The 13,996-nt window shown below is 61.8% G+C and carries 12 protein-coding genes and 1 pseudogene; 4 read left to right on the plus strand and 9 right to left on the minus strand.

The window, feature by feature from the left end; translation table 11 throughout:
• Nucleotides 1-22: 22 nt before the first annotated feature.
• From QFZ91_RS34500 to oxlT, 3 genes are all read right to left on the minus strand, one after another.
• The gene (locus tag QFZ91_RS34500) at nucleotides 23-1,474 is read right to left on the minus strand and encodes an aldehyde dehydrogenase family protein (RefSeq protein ID WP_429570947.1); all 1,452 of its coding nucleotides are present in this window, start codon (nucleotides 1,472-1,474) and stop codon (nucleotides 23-25) included.
• A 92-nt stretch (nucleotides 1,475-1,566) separates the two neighbouring features.
• Entirely contained in the window at nucleotides 1,567-2,556 is a 990-nt protein-coding gene (locus QFZ91_RS34505; RefSeq protein WP_429569963.1) for a LysR family transcriptional regulator, read from the minus strand.
• 31 nt (nucleotides 2,557-2,587) lie between these two features.
• On the minus strand, nucleotides 2,588-3,937 hold the full coding sequence (gene oxlT, locus QFZ91_RS34510) for an oxalate/formate MFS antiporter (RefSeq protein ID WP_176384315.1): 1,350 nt from the start codon (nucleotides 3,935-3,937) through the stop codon (nucleotides 2,588-2,590).
• Between the two features lie 375 nt (nucleotides 3,938-4,312).
• Here oxlT and QFZ91_RS34515 point away from each other — a divergent pair, with 375 nt between their 5' ends.
• A complete protein-coding gene (locus QFZ91_RS34515; RefSeq protein WP_176384317.1) occupies nucleotides 4,313-5,260 on the plus strand; it encodes a LysR family transcriptional regulator in 948 nt (315 codons plus the stop codon).
• A gap of 96 nt (nucleotides 5,261-5,356) precedes the next feature.
• Complete coding sequence (locus QFZ91_RS34520) at nucleotides 5,357-5,677, plus strand: hypothetical protein (RefSeq protein ID WP_429569964.1); 321 nt, start codon at nucleotides 5,357-5,359, stop codon at nucleotides 5,675-5,677.
• Nucleotides 5,678-5,767: 90 nt separating this feature from the next.
• On the opposite strand, the gene QFZ91_RS34525 is transcribed toward QFZ91_RS34520, so the two are convergent.
• From QFZ91_RS34525 to QFZ91_RS34550, 6 genes are all read right to left on the minus strand, one after another.
• Nucleotides 5,768-6,613, minus strand: a complete 846-nt coding sequence (locus QFZ91_RS34525) for an NAD(P)(+) transhydrogenase (Re/Si-specific) subunit beta (protein WP_429569965.1) — start codon at nucleotides 6,611-6,613, stop codon at nucleotides 5,768-5,770.
• Between the two features lie 54 nt (nucleotides 6,614-6,667).
• Nucleotides 6,668-7,483 (minus strand): fumarylacetoacetate hydrolase family protein, encoded by an 816-nt coding sequence (locus tag QFZ91_RS34530; RefSeq protein WP_429569966.1) that lies wholly within the window; start codon nucleotides 7,481-7,483, stop codon nucleotides 6,668-6,670.
• Nucleotides 7,484-7,492: 9 nt separating this feature from the next.
• Entirely contained in the window at nucleotides 7,493-8,740 is a 1,248-nt protein-coding gene (frc, locus tag QFZ91_RS34535; RefSeq protein WP_429569967.1) for a formyl-CoA transferase, read from the minus strand.
• A 24-nt stretch (nucleotides 8,741-8,764) separates the two neighbouring features.
• Entirely contained in the window at nucleotides 8,765-10,528 is a 1,764-nt protein-coding gene (locus tag QFZ91_RS34540; protein WP_429569968.1) for a thiamine pyrophosphate-binding protein, read from the minus strand.
• Nucleotides 10,529-10,940: 412 nt separating this feature from the next.
• Complete coding sequence (locus QFZ91_RS34545; RefSeq protein WP_013091210.1) at nucleotides 10,941-11,660, minus strand: GntR family transcriptional regulator; 720 nt, start codon at nucleotides 11,658-11,660, stop codon at nucleotides 10,941-10,943.
• On the minus strand, nucleotides 11,638-11,856 hold the full coding sequence (locus QFZ91_RS34550; protein ID WP_429569969.1) for a hypothetical protein: 219 nt from the start codon (nucleotides 11,854-11,856) through the stop codon (nucleotides 11,638-11,640). The genes QFZ91_RS34545 and QFZ91_RS34550 overlap by 23 nt, the downstream gene beginning before the upstream one ends.
• 167 nt (nucleotides 11,857-12,023) lie before the next feature.
• Here QFZ91_RS34550 and QFZ91_RS34555 point away from each other — a divergent pair.
• Nucleotides 12,024-12,328 (plus strand): annotated as a pseudogene (locus tag QFZ91_RS34555) (shikimate transporter); the annotation flags it as partial.
• A 263-nt stretch (nucleotides 12,329-12,591) separates the two neighbouring features.
• Entirely contained in the window at nucleotides 12,592-13,995 is a 1,404-nt protein-coding gene (locus tag QFZ91_RS34560) for an L-lactate MFS transporter (protein ID WP_176120700.1), read from the plus strand.
• Nucleotide 13,996: the final 1 nt, after the last annotated feature.

A 13,996-nucleotide genomic window follows, 5' to 3' on the forward strand; every position in this document is an offset into this window, starting at 1 on the left:
CGATCCTTTTTCACATTCGCCGCTATTGATCGATCGCCACCCACACCGCTTTCGGTTCAGTGAAATTCTCGATCGCGACATCGCCGTGCTCGCGACCGAAGCCCGAATCGCCAGCACCACCCCACGGCAAACGCACATCCGTATAGCCGTAAGTATTGATCCACACCGTGCCCGCCTTCAGGTCGCGCGCCACGCGATGCACGCGGCTCAGGTCAGCGCTCCATACGCCGGCCGCGAGACTATACGATGTGCCATTGGCGATGCGGACCGCGTCCGCTTCGTCGTCGAACCGAATCACGCTTGCCACGGGCCCGAAGATTTCTTCCTGCGAAATGCGCATCTCGTGCTCGACATTCGCGAACACGGTGGGCTCGACGAAAAAGCCGCGATTGCCGACGCGCGCGCCACCCGTCACGAGCGACGCGCCTTCCGAGCGACCTGTGTCGACATAGCTCAATACGGTTTTCATCTGCGCGGCTGAAATCAGCGGTCCCATCGACGTTTCGCGCAGCGACGGATCGCCTACCTTGATCGACTTCGCGCGCGTAGCCAGACGCTCGACCACTTCGTCATACACGTCACGATGCGCGAGTATCCGCGACCCTGCGGAGCACACCTGCCCCGTATTGAAAAACACGCCCGACGCCGCGGCGCGCACCGCATTGTCCAGATTCGCGTCGGCAAAGATCACGTTGGCCGACTTGCCGCCGAGCTCCAGCGTCACGCGTTTGAAGTTGCCCGCCGCGCCCTGCAGGATGCCTCGTCCGACCGAAGGCGAACCGGTGAACGTGACTTTGTCGATACCGGGATGCGACACCAGCGCGTCGCCCACCACACTACCCTTGCCGGTGACGATATTGAGCACGCCCGGCGGCACGCCCGCTTCGAGCGCCAGCTCGCCGATGCGCAACGCGGTGAGCGGCGTGATCTCGGCAGGCTTGACGATCAGCGTGCAACCGCATGCGAGCGCGGGCGCGATCTTCCACATGCCGATCATCAGCGGAAAATTCCATGGCACGATTGCAGCGACCACGCCGACCGGTTCGCGCAGCGTATAGGTCAATGCATCGGGACGCGTCGGCACCACCTGGCCGTTGATCTTGTCGCACCAGCCTGCGTAGTATTCGACGGTATCGATCGCGGCGGGCACGTCCTGACGCATCACCGCGGCAATCGGCTTGCCGCAGTCGAGACTTTCGAGCGCGGTGAGTTCTTCCATGTTCTCGCGCATCAGGCCCGCGAGCCGTTGCAGGATACGACCGCGTTCGGCGGCGCGAATCGAGTTCCATACCTTCAAAGCGCCGCGCGCCGCGCGCACCGCGGCATCGACGTCGGCGGCGCTGCCTTGCGCGACCAGCGCGATCGGATCTTCGGTCGCGGGGTTGATATCGACGGAATATTCGCCGGTGCCTGGCGGCATGCGCTTGCCGTCGATCAACAGATCATGTTGCCTGAGGTCGGACTGGATATCCATCATGAAGCTCCTTGAGTAGGACGTTATGTGGCTGACTGGCGGCGCATCGATCGAATGCCGCGCATCGCGCGAGCTTTTCTGTCGGCCCCTATCTAAGGTTCCGGCAACAGGCTTTGCCGCACGGACTGCCAGCTGAAGCTTTGCGTTGCGGCAGCGGCTGCGGCAGGCCCTTCGTCCGCGATCCGCGCATGACCGGTCGTCGATGCGACGAACTGCGCCCACGCAGCGGCCGCATTGGGACGAAGCGAGCGGTTTCTGCGGTGCACGAGTACCGTCGTCAATGTCGTTTCGGGAACCAGCGGACGAGTCACCAACGAAGCACCCGGCGAAGGCCAATGCGCATCCACAGGCAATACGCCGACACCCAGTCCCAATTCGACCATGCGCGCTACCGCCGCGACGTGTCCGAGTTCCTGCATCGGCCGGCGCTTCAATTCGTTCGCGGCGAGTACGGGTTCGAGCGCGGCACGCACGCCGGTATCCGCATTCAGCGTGATCAGCGGACAATCGCGCAACGCGTGCCATTCGATGCTGTCGTTCTGGGCTAGCGGATGTACGGATGGAAGCACCGCATGCAGTGGCGTAGTGAAAAGTACCTGAGCATGTAAGAGAGGACTATCGACGGGTGCGGTCACGCAGACCGCGCCGAAATCCACTTCACCCTGCTCGACACTGGCCACTACGCTGCATTGAGGCAGATCCTTGACCGACACGACCAGTTCGGGATAAACCGACGCGCACTGCGCCAAAGCACGCGGCACCCAGCCCGACGACAACACCGGATTACTCGCGAATAACACGACGCCCGTGTGTCCGTCGTAAGCAGCGCGCTCTTCGAGCAACGTCAATTCGATCTCGTCGAGCAGCCGGCCGATTCTTCTCTCGAGACTCGCACCCGCATTCGTCAGTTCGACATGGCGTGTCGTGCGATCGAATAGCTTCAATTCAACCGCGTCTTCCAGTTCACGCACACAACGGCTGATGGCCGACTGCGTCAGATCGAACTCGCGCGCCGCGCGCGTGAAACTGCGCTCGCGCGCGACCGCGACGAATACCTTGAGCTGCTGCAACGAAACATTCATGGCGTCGGTTCCGGGCGCGCGACGCTCATGGTTATTCGCCGGACTGTTCCGGCCAGTGACTCATTCTCGACGCATTGCCATTGCCATGACCCGCGACGGCCAGCGCGCCCTGAGGTTCATCGTGCGATTCGATCCAGCGCGTGCGCATCGGCTCGAGGATGAACTTCGCGGAAATGCCCGCTGCGATCGTGATGACGGCCGAAACGATGAAGACGAGGTTCCAGCCGCCCGTCGCCGCGAGTACCGACGCGATCGGCACCAGCAACGAGGCCGTACCCTTCGCGGTGTACAACGTGCCTGCATTGGCGGCCGCATACTTGCTGCCGAACGTATCCGCGCACGTCGCCGGGAAGATCGAGAAGATCTCGCCCCAGAACAGGAAGATCAGCGCGGCAAAGACCATGAACGCATACGGATTGCTGCCGAACTGCATCATGCCGAGCAACGCGAGCCCCTCGCCGATGAAGATCACGAACATCGTGTTTTCACGGCCGATCTTGTCGGAAATGAAGCCGCACAGCGGACGCGTCAAGCCGTTGAAGATATTGTCGATCGACAGCGTGAGAGTCAGCAGCGGCAACGTCGCGCCGAAGACCGACATCGGGATGCGCGCGATGCCCCAGTCTTTCGCGATCGGGCCGATCTGTGCGGTCGCCATCAAACCACCCGCCGCGACCGCGACGAAGGACGCGTAGATCACCCAGAACACTGGCGTTTTGATCATCTGGCGCGACGTGAAATCGACTTTCGACACCGCGAAGCGACTCTTGCGTACCCCTGCCTGACGCAAGATCGGCCGTGTCAGGAGCATCGCGAGCAGCAGAATGCTGACGCCTTGCACGATGCCGAAGAACAGGAACGTCTCTTCATAGCCGCGGCGCGTAATCATGTTTGCGATCGGAATCACCGTCAGCGCCGCACCCGCGCCAAAGCCCGCGGCCGTCAAACCCGCGGCGAGACCGCGCCGGTCGGGAAACCATTTGAGCGCATTGCCGACACATGTTCCGTACACGCCGCCCGCGCCTATGCCGCCAATCACCGCGGCGAAATACAACATGCCGAGCGTCGTTGCATACGAATTGAGAATCCACGACAAACCCGCGCATAGCGCGCCGCCTGCCACCACCGGGCGCGGCCCGAATCGATCGACGAGCCAGCCCTCGAACGGCACGAGCCACGTCTCGGTCAGAATGAAGATCGAGAACGCGAGCTGGATCGACGCCTCGCTCCAGTTATGCCGCGCATGCATCGGAGCCACGAATAACGTCCACGCATATTGCAGATTCGCCACCAGCGCCATGCATATCATGCCGATGACCAATTGCGACCATCGGTTACGCCATGAAATACCGGTCGTCGATTGCTGGGTGATATTGTCCATGAGCCTTGTCTCCACTATTTATTTAGTGCAGCCGGCTTACGCGCCGCGCTGGATGTGTCCCGCCTTATCGTTATGGCCCGAGAACTTCTCTATTCGGGAAATCTCGAAGTCGATGCTTTTATGCTTTTCCGCAAATCCCCGAAACCCGCTTTTCGATGATAGTTCTTGCTTTATTCCGACCATAACCACGCTTCAGCCGGTAAGCATTGCAGCTTATCCCCCGCTATTGAGTCCGCCGCACCACATATCTATGCGTTAACCCGCGTATAACAGTGGCTATTCGGCTTGTTATAGGTTTCATGCTAGGGTCATTGCTGAATTACTCATAATTAAAGTTTGTTATTATGTCGATTCACGTTTCCTTATACATCGACCATGACGATGCGCAATGCAACGCTGCGGCAACTGAAGGTCTTTGAAACGGTGGCGCGCCACCTGAGCTTTTCGCGCGCCGCGGAAGAATTGCATCTGACCCAACCTGCCGTTTCCACCCAGGTCCGGCAACTCGAAGAACATGCGGGGCTGCCTCTGTTCGAGCAACTCGGCAAAAAGATCTATTTGACGCCGGCCGGCACCGAAATGCTCCACTACAGCCGCGCGATCATGCAGCAGTTCCATGAAGTCGACGAAGCGATGAGCCAGTTGAAGGGCGTCTCCGGCGGCAAGCTGAATGTCGCCGTGATCAGCGCCGGCGACTATTTCTTTCCGCGCCTTCTCGCCGAATTCACGCGTCGCTATTCGGGCGTCGATCTGAATCTCGCGGTGCACAACCGCGAAGAACTGCTGCATCAACTGGCGACCAATCAGACCGACCTCGCGGTGATGGTGCGTCCGCCGCACGAAACCGAAGCGACCAATGAACCGTTCGCGCCGCATCCGTATGTGATCGTGGCGGCGCCCACTCATCCGCTTGCGCACAAGCGCAATATCCGCTTCAGTCAACTCGCGAACGAAGCGTTCATCGTGCGCGAACGCGGCTCCGATACATGGAATTCGATGGAAGAGGGTTTTGCCGGCCGACTGTCCAATCTGAAGATTGCGATGGAGATCAAGAGCACCGAGACGATCAAGCAGGCGGTCATTGCCGGAATGGGCATCGCGTTTCTGTCCGCCCATACGATCAGCCTCGAATTGCAATTGGGTCATCTGGTCGTGCTCGACGTCGAGAGCTTTCCGGTCATGCTCAATTGGTACGTCGTGCATCGGAAGAACAAACGTCTGCCGCCGGTCGCCGTCGCCTTCAAACGCTTCCTGATGGAGGAAGGCGCCAATCTGATCGAAAAGATCACGCGCGTGAAGGAACTGAGCGTACATAAGCCTTAAGCTATGGAAAGCCAATAAAACTTTAACTATTGCAAATCGATCGCGACTTCTATGCTGCAAGCGAGTTCTCTCACTTGCGAGCCGAGGAGGCCGATCATGAACCACACTCCGATTGAATCCCGTATTAGTACGCGCAACGCTCGCACAGCGGCGGCGGATCACCAGGACCATCCCGACGATGCGCATCTGAGCGCCTACAATGCCGCGTTCAGCGATCTCGGGCTGCGGTTTCGCTGGGACCGCGCGACACTCGACATGCTGAAAGAGTTCAATGGCGAGTTGGCGCGAATCACCGCTTATATCGAGCGCTATCACAGCCATCTGCATCGCGCGTACGATGCCGACTTTCTCGCGCAACTCATTCTGCACAGGAAGACGCAGTACTACAGCGAATTCGCCGCGGCGGTTGGTGACTAGAAGCATTGAACAATACTCGGGCGGCGGGATCATCATCCCGCCGTCTTCGCTATTGGCAATCAGGTTTGTCAGGGGCGTATCCATCGTCGATTAGCGGCGCGTAGTGAAATGAACCGGCCGCTTGTGCGTACATTTGCGTGAACCGTCGCGCTGGCGCCCATTGCTTCGTCTACCGTCACGCGCATTCCGACGATCTGCCCAGGCGCTCAAGCGCATCATCGCCGGCGCGACATCGCGAAGCGCCCACGTCTGCTCTTCTCCACCATGCCACTCGATGTTCGCGAGCAGGCCCGGCTTGCCGATCGCCAGGCCCTCGCTGCGCGCGGCGACCGCACGCATACGCGGTGCGCAACCGTCGTGATGCGCCGCGTGAGCGGGGTCGGCCGAGTACTCGCGGCTCAGCATCAGATGCACGCCCATCGCCATTGCCAGCGCGCCCGTGGCGAGCAATGCCGCGAGTCCGAATGGCTGTGCCTGTTCGGTGACGAAGCTGTAACCGAGCCAGCCGCATAACAGCAGCGCAAACAGATTGACGACGTGATGGCCCGGCAGCGCGGCCGCCTCGCGTTGCAACACACCGCGCATTTTGCAGAACGCGATCGCACAGGTCGCGAAGATCAGCGCGCCGATCAATACGGCTGAAAATAGTTCGATGCGTTCGGTGTTCTCGCGCGCCGCGTCCAGCAGGTAACCCATCAAGCCTATCGACGCGACCGCCGAACCAATGCCGCTGCCGAGCAATGCAAGCATCCGGGCCCTGTGTGTTGGATCTCGTTCGCGCACGCATGTGTGCCGATGCGCCGAACGCCCGCCGAACTGTCGTCGCGTGAGCGCGATCACTGCCACCGTCAGCCCGGCGACCAACGCCATCGCGACGGCCACCGCAAGCAGCAGCAACAGGTCCATCAACACGGCACTCCCACAGGCTTGTGGCATGCGTGATCCTCCGTGATGCGATGAATAGGCAAGAGCCCGAGGTCCCTGCCCTCGTCAACCGGCGTTCGCGGTATCGCCCAATCGCCGTGGCTCGCCGCGCGGCGCCGCGCTCAAGGTATTGCTCAGCGTGCCGATCCCATCGATCGTGATCGACACCGTTGCACCGTCCTTGATCGAACCCACGCCCACCGAAGTGCCGCACGCGATCACGTCGCCGGGTTCGAGCGTCAGATCCTGTGAAATCAGACTCACCTGCTCGGCCGGCGAGAAGATCATATCGGCGAGCGGATAGTTCTGACGCTCGACGCCGTCGAGCGTCGTCAGCAGGCGTGCGGCCCGCCAGTCGAAACCGGAGACGATGGCCGGACCCAGACAACAGAACGTATCGAAGCTTTTCGCGCGGCACCACTGCGGAAAATGCGGATTCTCGTTGAGCAGATCGGCGGCGGTGACGTCGTTGACGAGCGTGAAGCCGAAAATCGCCGCCTCCGCCTGCTGCACATCCAGATCGCGGCAACGCTGGCCGATCACGATACCGAGCTCGCCCTCGTAGACGATCTTGCCCGCGTAATGCCGCGGCCGGCGGATCGGCTCGCCCGTGCCGATTACCGACGCCGCCGGCTTCATCAGAAACAGCGGATGGGTAGGCACGGGTTTGTCGAGCTTCGCCGCGAGCGCGTGATAGTTATTCCACAGTGCGACAATCTTGCCCGGCGCGCACGGCGCCAGCGGCGTCAGTGCGCGCAGCGACAGAACCGCGCCGGTCGGCACCGGCTGCGCGAGACTTTCGTACTCGTGCAGGTAGGCGCCTTCGACACGACCGAATACGATGCCGCCGTCGCCCGACATGAACCGCATCCACGTCTGCATGCCTCGCTCCTAGATCGCGCCAGCCGTGCGCAGCGCCATGATCTGCTCGGCCGAGTAACCAAGCTCGGCCATCACTTCATCGGTATGTTCGCCAAGCAGCGGCGAGCGTTTGACGTCGGTCGGGCTGTCGGACAGCTTGATCGGATTGCCGACGGTCAGATACTTGCCGCGCTGCGGATGATCGACTTCGACGATCGTGCCGGTTTTGCGCAGCGACGGCTCCTCGGCAATTTCCTTCATCGACAGGATCGGCCCGCACGGAATGTCGTATTGGTTCAGGATCTGCATCGCCTCGAACTTGGTCTTCGTCATCGTCCAGCGTTCGATCTCGGCGAAGATCTCCTTCAGTCGCGGCAGGCGCGCGGGCGCTGTCGCGTAGTCGGGGTCCGTGGCCCACTCTTCCTTGCCGATCACGTTGCAGATCTTCGCCCACACGGGCGCCTGCGTGATGAAGTAGATATACGCGTTGGGGTCCGTCTCCCACCCCTTGCACTTCAGAATCCAGCCCGGCTGGCCGCCGCCCGACGCATTGCCCGCGCGCGGCACCGCGTCGCCGAACGTGCCGTTCGGATATTGCGGATACTCTTTCATCACGCCGGTGCGGTCGAGCCGCTGCTGATCGCGCAGTTTGACGCGGCACAGATTGAGCACGCCGTCCTGCATCGCGGCGAGCACGCGCTGGCCGCGTCCGGTATGCGTGCGTTGATAGAGCGCGGTGACGATGCCGAGCGCGAGATGCAGCCCCGTGCCGCTATCGCCGATCTGCGCGCCGGTCACGACCGGCGGGCCGTCGTCGAAGCCGGTGGTCGACGCCGCGCCGCCCGCGCATTGCGCGACGTTCTCATAGACTTTGCAGTCCTCGTAAGGACCGGGACCGAAGCCCTTCACCGATGCGACGATCATGCGCGGATTCAATTCCTGAATCCGCTCCCACGTGAAGCCCATCCTGTCGAGTGCGCCCGGTGCGAAGTTTTCGACCAGTACGTCGCATTTCTGGATCAGCGCTTCGAGCACCTGCTTGCCTTCCGGATGCTTGGTGTCGATCGTGACCGAGCGCTTGTTGTGATTGAGCATCGTGAAGTACAGGCTATCCACGTCGGGAATATCACGCAGTTGCTCGCGCGTGATGTCGCCCGCGCCTGCCCGTTCCACCTTGATCACGTCCGCGCCGAACCATGCGAGCAATTGCGTGCAGGTCGGTCCCGATTGCACATGCGTGAAATCGAGGACGCGCACACCGTCGAGTGCCTTGGCCATGTCGTATCTCCTGAACGATGAAGGTTATTTGTACATGGTCTGGTTCTTCGTGCCCGGTGCGTATTCACGCGGGTCGACCCAGATGTTGACCACCGCCGAGCGGCCGGTGCGATGAATCGCTTCGCGCGCACGCTGTAGCGCGCTCGCGATCTGCGCGGGATCGCGCACTTCCTCGCCATAGCCGCCGAGCATTTCGGCGAATTTGCTGAACGGCACGTCGCCGAGCAGATTGCCGACGTTGCCGCGTTCCTCGCCATATTTGGCAAGCTGGCCGTAGCGGATCTGGTTCATCGCCGAGTTGTTGCCAACCACCGCGAGATACGGCGCGCCGAAGCGATTCGCGGTTTCCATGTCGAACGCGGTCATGCCGAACGAGCCGTCGCCGTAATAGCAGAGCACTTCCTTGTGCGGATGCGCGAGCTTGGCCGCGAGCGCGAAGCCGGTGCCGACGCCGAGCGAGCCGAGCGCGCCGGGGTCCATCCACTGTCCCGGTCGGCGCGGCCGCACCGCTTGCGCGGAGATCGTCACCACGTCGCCGCCATCGCCGATATAGATGGTGTCGTCGGACAGGAATTCGTTGAGTTCGTACGCGACGCGGTATGGATGAATCGGCGTGCGATTCGAGCGGAACAGCGGCAGCAGTTTTTCGGTCGCGGTCGCTTCGGCGTCACGCAACTGCGCCATCCATTTGCGGCGCGCCTGACGCCTGTCGTCCTTGATACGACCGCTCGCGGCTTGCAGCACGGCAGCGAGAATCGCGCCCGGATCGCCGACGAGGCCCAGATCGATATCGCGATTCTTGCCGACGGTTCGGTAGTCCATATCGATCTGCACCAGCGTCAATTCCTTGCTGATGCGTCGGCCGTAGCCCATGCGGAAATCGAACGGCGTGCCGACCACGATCAGCACGTCGGCATTCGCAAACGCCTGCGAACGCGTGCGATCGAAGTGATGCGGATCGCCGGGCGGCAGCAGTCCGCGGCTCGCACCGTTGAAGTAGCCGGGAATCTCGACGCCGCGAAGCAGCGCGATCGCTTCCTCGTGACCGCGCGCGGTCCACACCTGCTGACCGTACAGGATCGCGGGGCGTTCGGCGTTGACGAGGATATCGGCGAGTTTTTCGATGTCGCGCGGATCGCCGATCGATTTCGTCGACGCGCGATAGCGGCCCGGCCGCGGCACGATCGCGCGCGTCGCGTCGACTTCGCGGTCGAGCACGTCGCGCGGAATTTCCAGGTAGGCGGGACCGGGCGCGCCGTTGAAGCATTCGCGCGCGGCCATCGAGATCATGTCGGCGACGCGCTCGGTGCTCGATACGCTCGCGGCGAACTTCGTGATCGGCGCCATGATGTCGACGTGCGGCAGGTCCTGCAGCGAGCCCATCTTGTGCTGGGTCAGCGCGCCCTGCCCGCCGATGTGCAGGATCGGGCTTTCCGAGCGGAACGCGGTGGCGATGCCGGTCACCGCGTTCGTGCAGCCGGGGCCGGCGGTGGTCACCACGCAGCCGAGCTTGCCGGTCTGGCGCGCGTAGCCGTCGGCTGCGTGCGCGGCGACCTGCTCGTGGCGCACGTCGATGATGCGGATGCCTTCGTCGACGCAGCCGTCGTAGATATCGATGATGTGGCCGCCGCACAGCGTGAAGATCGTGTCGATCCCCTCGTTTTTCAGCGCCTTCGCAACCAGATGGCCGCCCGACACGATGCCCGCGTCGCGGGTCTTCTGCTTGAGCGTGTCGTCGGCGGTCGTGGTGGCCGTGGCCGGACTCAGGGATGAAACAACTGCAGACATGGTCATCTCCTCATCTATCGGATGTGCAACGGTTATCGACGGACGCGTCCGCCTCGATATACGTCCGGCTGCACCGACGTCTCACGGCTTCGAAGATACCGTATGTGATATATCACATTGGTTCAAGCCAGTTTCGAGACAGAAACGGCGCGAGGTTCGTGCTGCTCAAGCATGCCAGCCGTAGCTTTGCGCGGATCTGCAAGGCTTTGCGGCGGTTGTTTCAAGGGAAAACCCTGAGTCGCGAATGGCGGCTGTCGTTGTTGATATATCACATACCATATTTTTAAGACCGTCAAGCACGGTTTATCCCGCAGCGGGGTTGTCGCTCGAAGCGCGCGAACGCAAAAAGCCCGCGGTGCTTGCACACCGCGGGCTTTCGACATCAGCAGGCAATCAGGCGTTTACGCCGCCATCAATCGAGAAAATCGCAATTTGCTTCGACGAACGCCGCGAGATCGAGCGAATGCTGACGCGTGAGCCGCTCGGCCAGTTCCGTATCGCGCTTCTCCAGCGCCTCGATGATGCGCAGATGATCGACGATCGAGCGCGCGGCCCGGTCGCTCTGCGAGATGGTCATGCGCCGGATCGCGCGCACGTGGATGAAGATGTTCTTGATCGTGTCGAGAATGATCTGCGACTTCGACAACTCGACGATCGCCTGGTGAAACGCGATGTTCGCGTCCGAATACTCGGCGATATGCTCGGCCGGCGTCGTGTCGCGGAAATTGTCGAACATATGACGCAGGCGGCCGATTTCCTCGTCGGTCGCATGCAGCGTGGCAAGGCGCGCGGCCATGCTTTCGAGCGCGGCCCACATCTGGATCATCTCGACGATTTCGCGCTTGCTCTTGCGCACGATGTAGATGCCGCGCCGCGGCACCATGCGCAGAAAGCCCTCCTGCTCGAGCAGTGTCATCGCCTCGCGCACCGGCGTGCGGCTCACGCCGAGCGATTCGCTGAGCACGCGCTCGTCGAGACGGATTTCTTCGCGATTCTGGTAGATATCCGCGTCGGCGATCGCCTGACGCAGCATCGCATACGCCTGATCGCGCAAGCTCGCGCTCGCGCCGATGGGCTGCAACGACAGCGTCAACGGGGTGGCCACTGTTTCAGTTGGAAGTTCTGACGACATTCATCGCCTCTGCTTGAACACGCGCGCGATTCGGCGCCGCCGCTTTGCCGCGCTGCTCGCCAAGCCCCACGAAGCGGCCATGCTGCGATGCACGCGCTCCGATCGAGTCGGGAATCCAGTCGCTCAGCAAAACGGTGGCGGCACAGCCCAACCCTACGACAGCGACGGCGAACAGCGCGAGAGGTACGAATTCCACGTGCAACTCCGAAGATTGAGAAAGATGATTCCTCAATCATATGCTGCAACGCCGCATTTTTCAATATTCGGTATGTAGTATATCAACACCTGTTGTTTTTTAGATGCCTCACGTTAGCACGCCATAGGGCTCCGTGGCTCGCCCACGTCATTGCCCGCGATGGGCTCATTGTCGCTTGCCCCGAGAAAAAGAAGGCCTTCTACAGCAGCGGCGTGCAGGTCGGCTACGGCGTCGGGCTCGTGCTGTCGACGGGTCTCGTCGCGCTGATCAGCCGCTCGATGGACAACGCCGCGTTCCTCAGCTGGGCTGGCGTCTGCCGTTCCTGTTCAGCGTCGTGCTGGTGCTGATCGCGTTGTGGATCCGCTCGAGCATGGAGGAGTCGCAGGAGTTCGTCGAGAAAGTCGGCCAGCATGGCGAGCGCCGCGTGCGCCTGCCGATCGTCGAAGCGCTGCTGCGCCGGGGCGACCCGTTCGGCGCGTCCCACGATTTGCAGAATCGCGTGAAGAGTCGTCGCATTTGACCAGGATCACACCTTATGTCCGCGCGCTTCATATTGCGAAGCCATCGTCCACGTCCTATTGTCGATCCAGGCACGATTTTCGGGTGTGCTGGACCGGTCATATGAAATAAAAGTACATATAGCGATGACGGGGCCGCCCGCGCAAGTTACACTCCGCCGCCTCAGGTAATTGCATGAAACGCCGATAAACAGAACAACTGTAAGGAGACCCACTTATGAGTAGCATCAGCGAGCCGGGCAGCCAACAAGGTTCAGCCCCATTCTTTTCGAAACAGGCCACCATCGCGCAGCCCGGTTTCTCGCGCTGGATGGTGCCTCCCGCCGCTCTTGCCGTGCATCTGTGCATCGGTCAGGCCTACGCGTTCTCGGTCTTCAACGGACCGCTGACCAAGGTGATCGGCATCACGCAGTCCGCGCCCGATGACTGGTCGCTGACCGCGCTCGGCTGGATCTTTTCGCTTGCGATCGTGTTCCTCGGTTTGTCGGCGGCGTTCGCCGGCAAGTGGCTCGAACACGTCGGTCCGCGCCGCACGATGTTCACGGCCGCTTGCTGTTTCGGCGGCGGCTTCCTCGTGTCCGCGCTCGGCGTGTACCTGCATCAGATCGTGCTGCTGTATCTCGGCTACGGCGTGATCGGCGGGATCGGGCTGGGGCTCGGTTATGTGTCGCCGGTGTCGACGCTGATCCGCTGGTTTCCGGACCGCCGCGGCATGGCGACCGGCATGGCGATCATGGGCTTCGGCGGCGGCGCGATGATCGCGGCGCCGTTGTCGGTCGCGCTGATGAAGCACTTTCAAAGCGCGACGAGCATCGGCGTCGCGGAGACCTTCATCGTGCTCGGCATCGTCTATTTCATCTCGATGACGATCGGCGCGCTCGCGATCCGCGTGCCGCCGGCGGACTGGAAGCCGGCCGGCTGGACGCCGCCCGCAGCGACGCAGCACCGGCTGATCACGAGCAATCACGTGCATATCGACCAGGCGCTGAAGACACCGCAGTTCTATCTGATCTGGCTCGTGCTGTTCCTGAACGTGACGGCTGGCATCGGCATTCTCGGCCAGGCCTCGGTGATGATCCAGGAGAGCTTCAAGAACACGGTGACGGCTGCCGCGGCGGCCGGCTTCGTCGGGCTCCTGTCGCTGTTCAACATGGGTGGGCGTTTCGTGTGGGCGTCGGCGTCGGACTGGATCGGCCGCAAGAACACCTACTACATCTTCTTCGCGCTCGGCGCGGTGCTCTACTACCTGGTGCCGAGCTTCGCCGCGAACGGACAGATCGCGCTGTTCGTGCTGACGTACTGCATCATCCTGTCGATGTACGGCGGCGGCTTCGCGACGGTGCCGGCCTATCTCGCCGACATGTTCGGCACGACGTTCGTCGGCGGCATTCATGGACGTCTGTTGACCGCGTGGGCCGCGGCCGGCGTCGCGGGTCCGGTGCTCGTCAACTACATCCGCGCGTATGAAGTCGCGAACGGCGTAGCGAAAGCGGACGCGTACACGATGACCGTACACATCATGGCCGTGCTGCTCGTGATCGGCTTTATCTGCAACCTGCTGGTCAAGCGTGTGGATGAGAAGCACCACATGACCGATGCTCAAGTCGCCAAGGGCGCGTGAG

Origin of the sequence: Paraburkholderia sp. JPY419 (assembly GCF_050435705.1) — a bacterium.
Taxonomy (GTDB): domain Bacteria; phylum Pseudomonadota; class Gammaproteobacteria; order Burkholderiales; family Burkholderiaceae; genus Paraburkholderia; species Paraburkholderia youngii.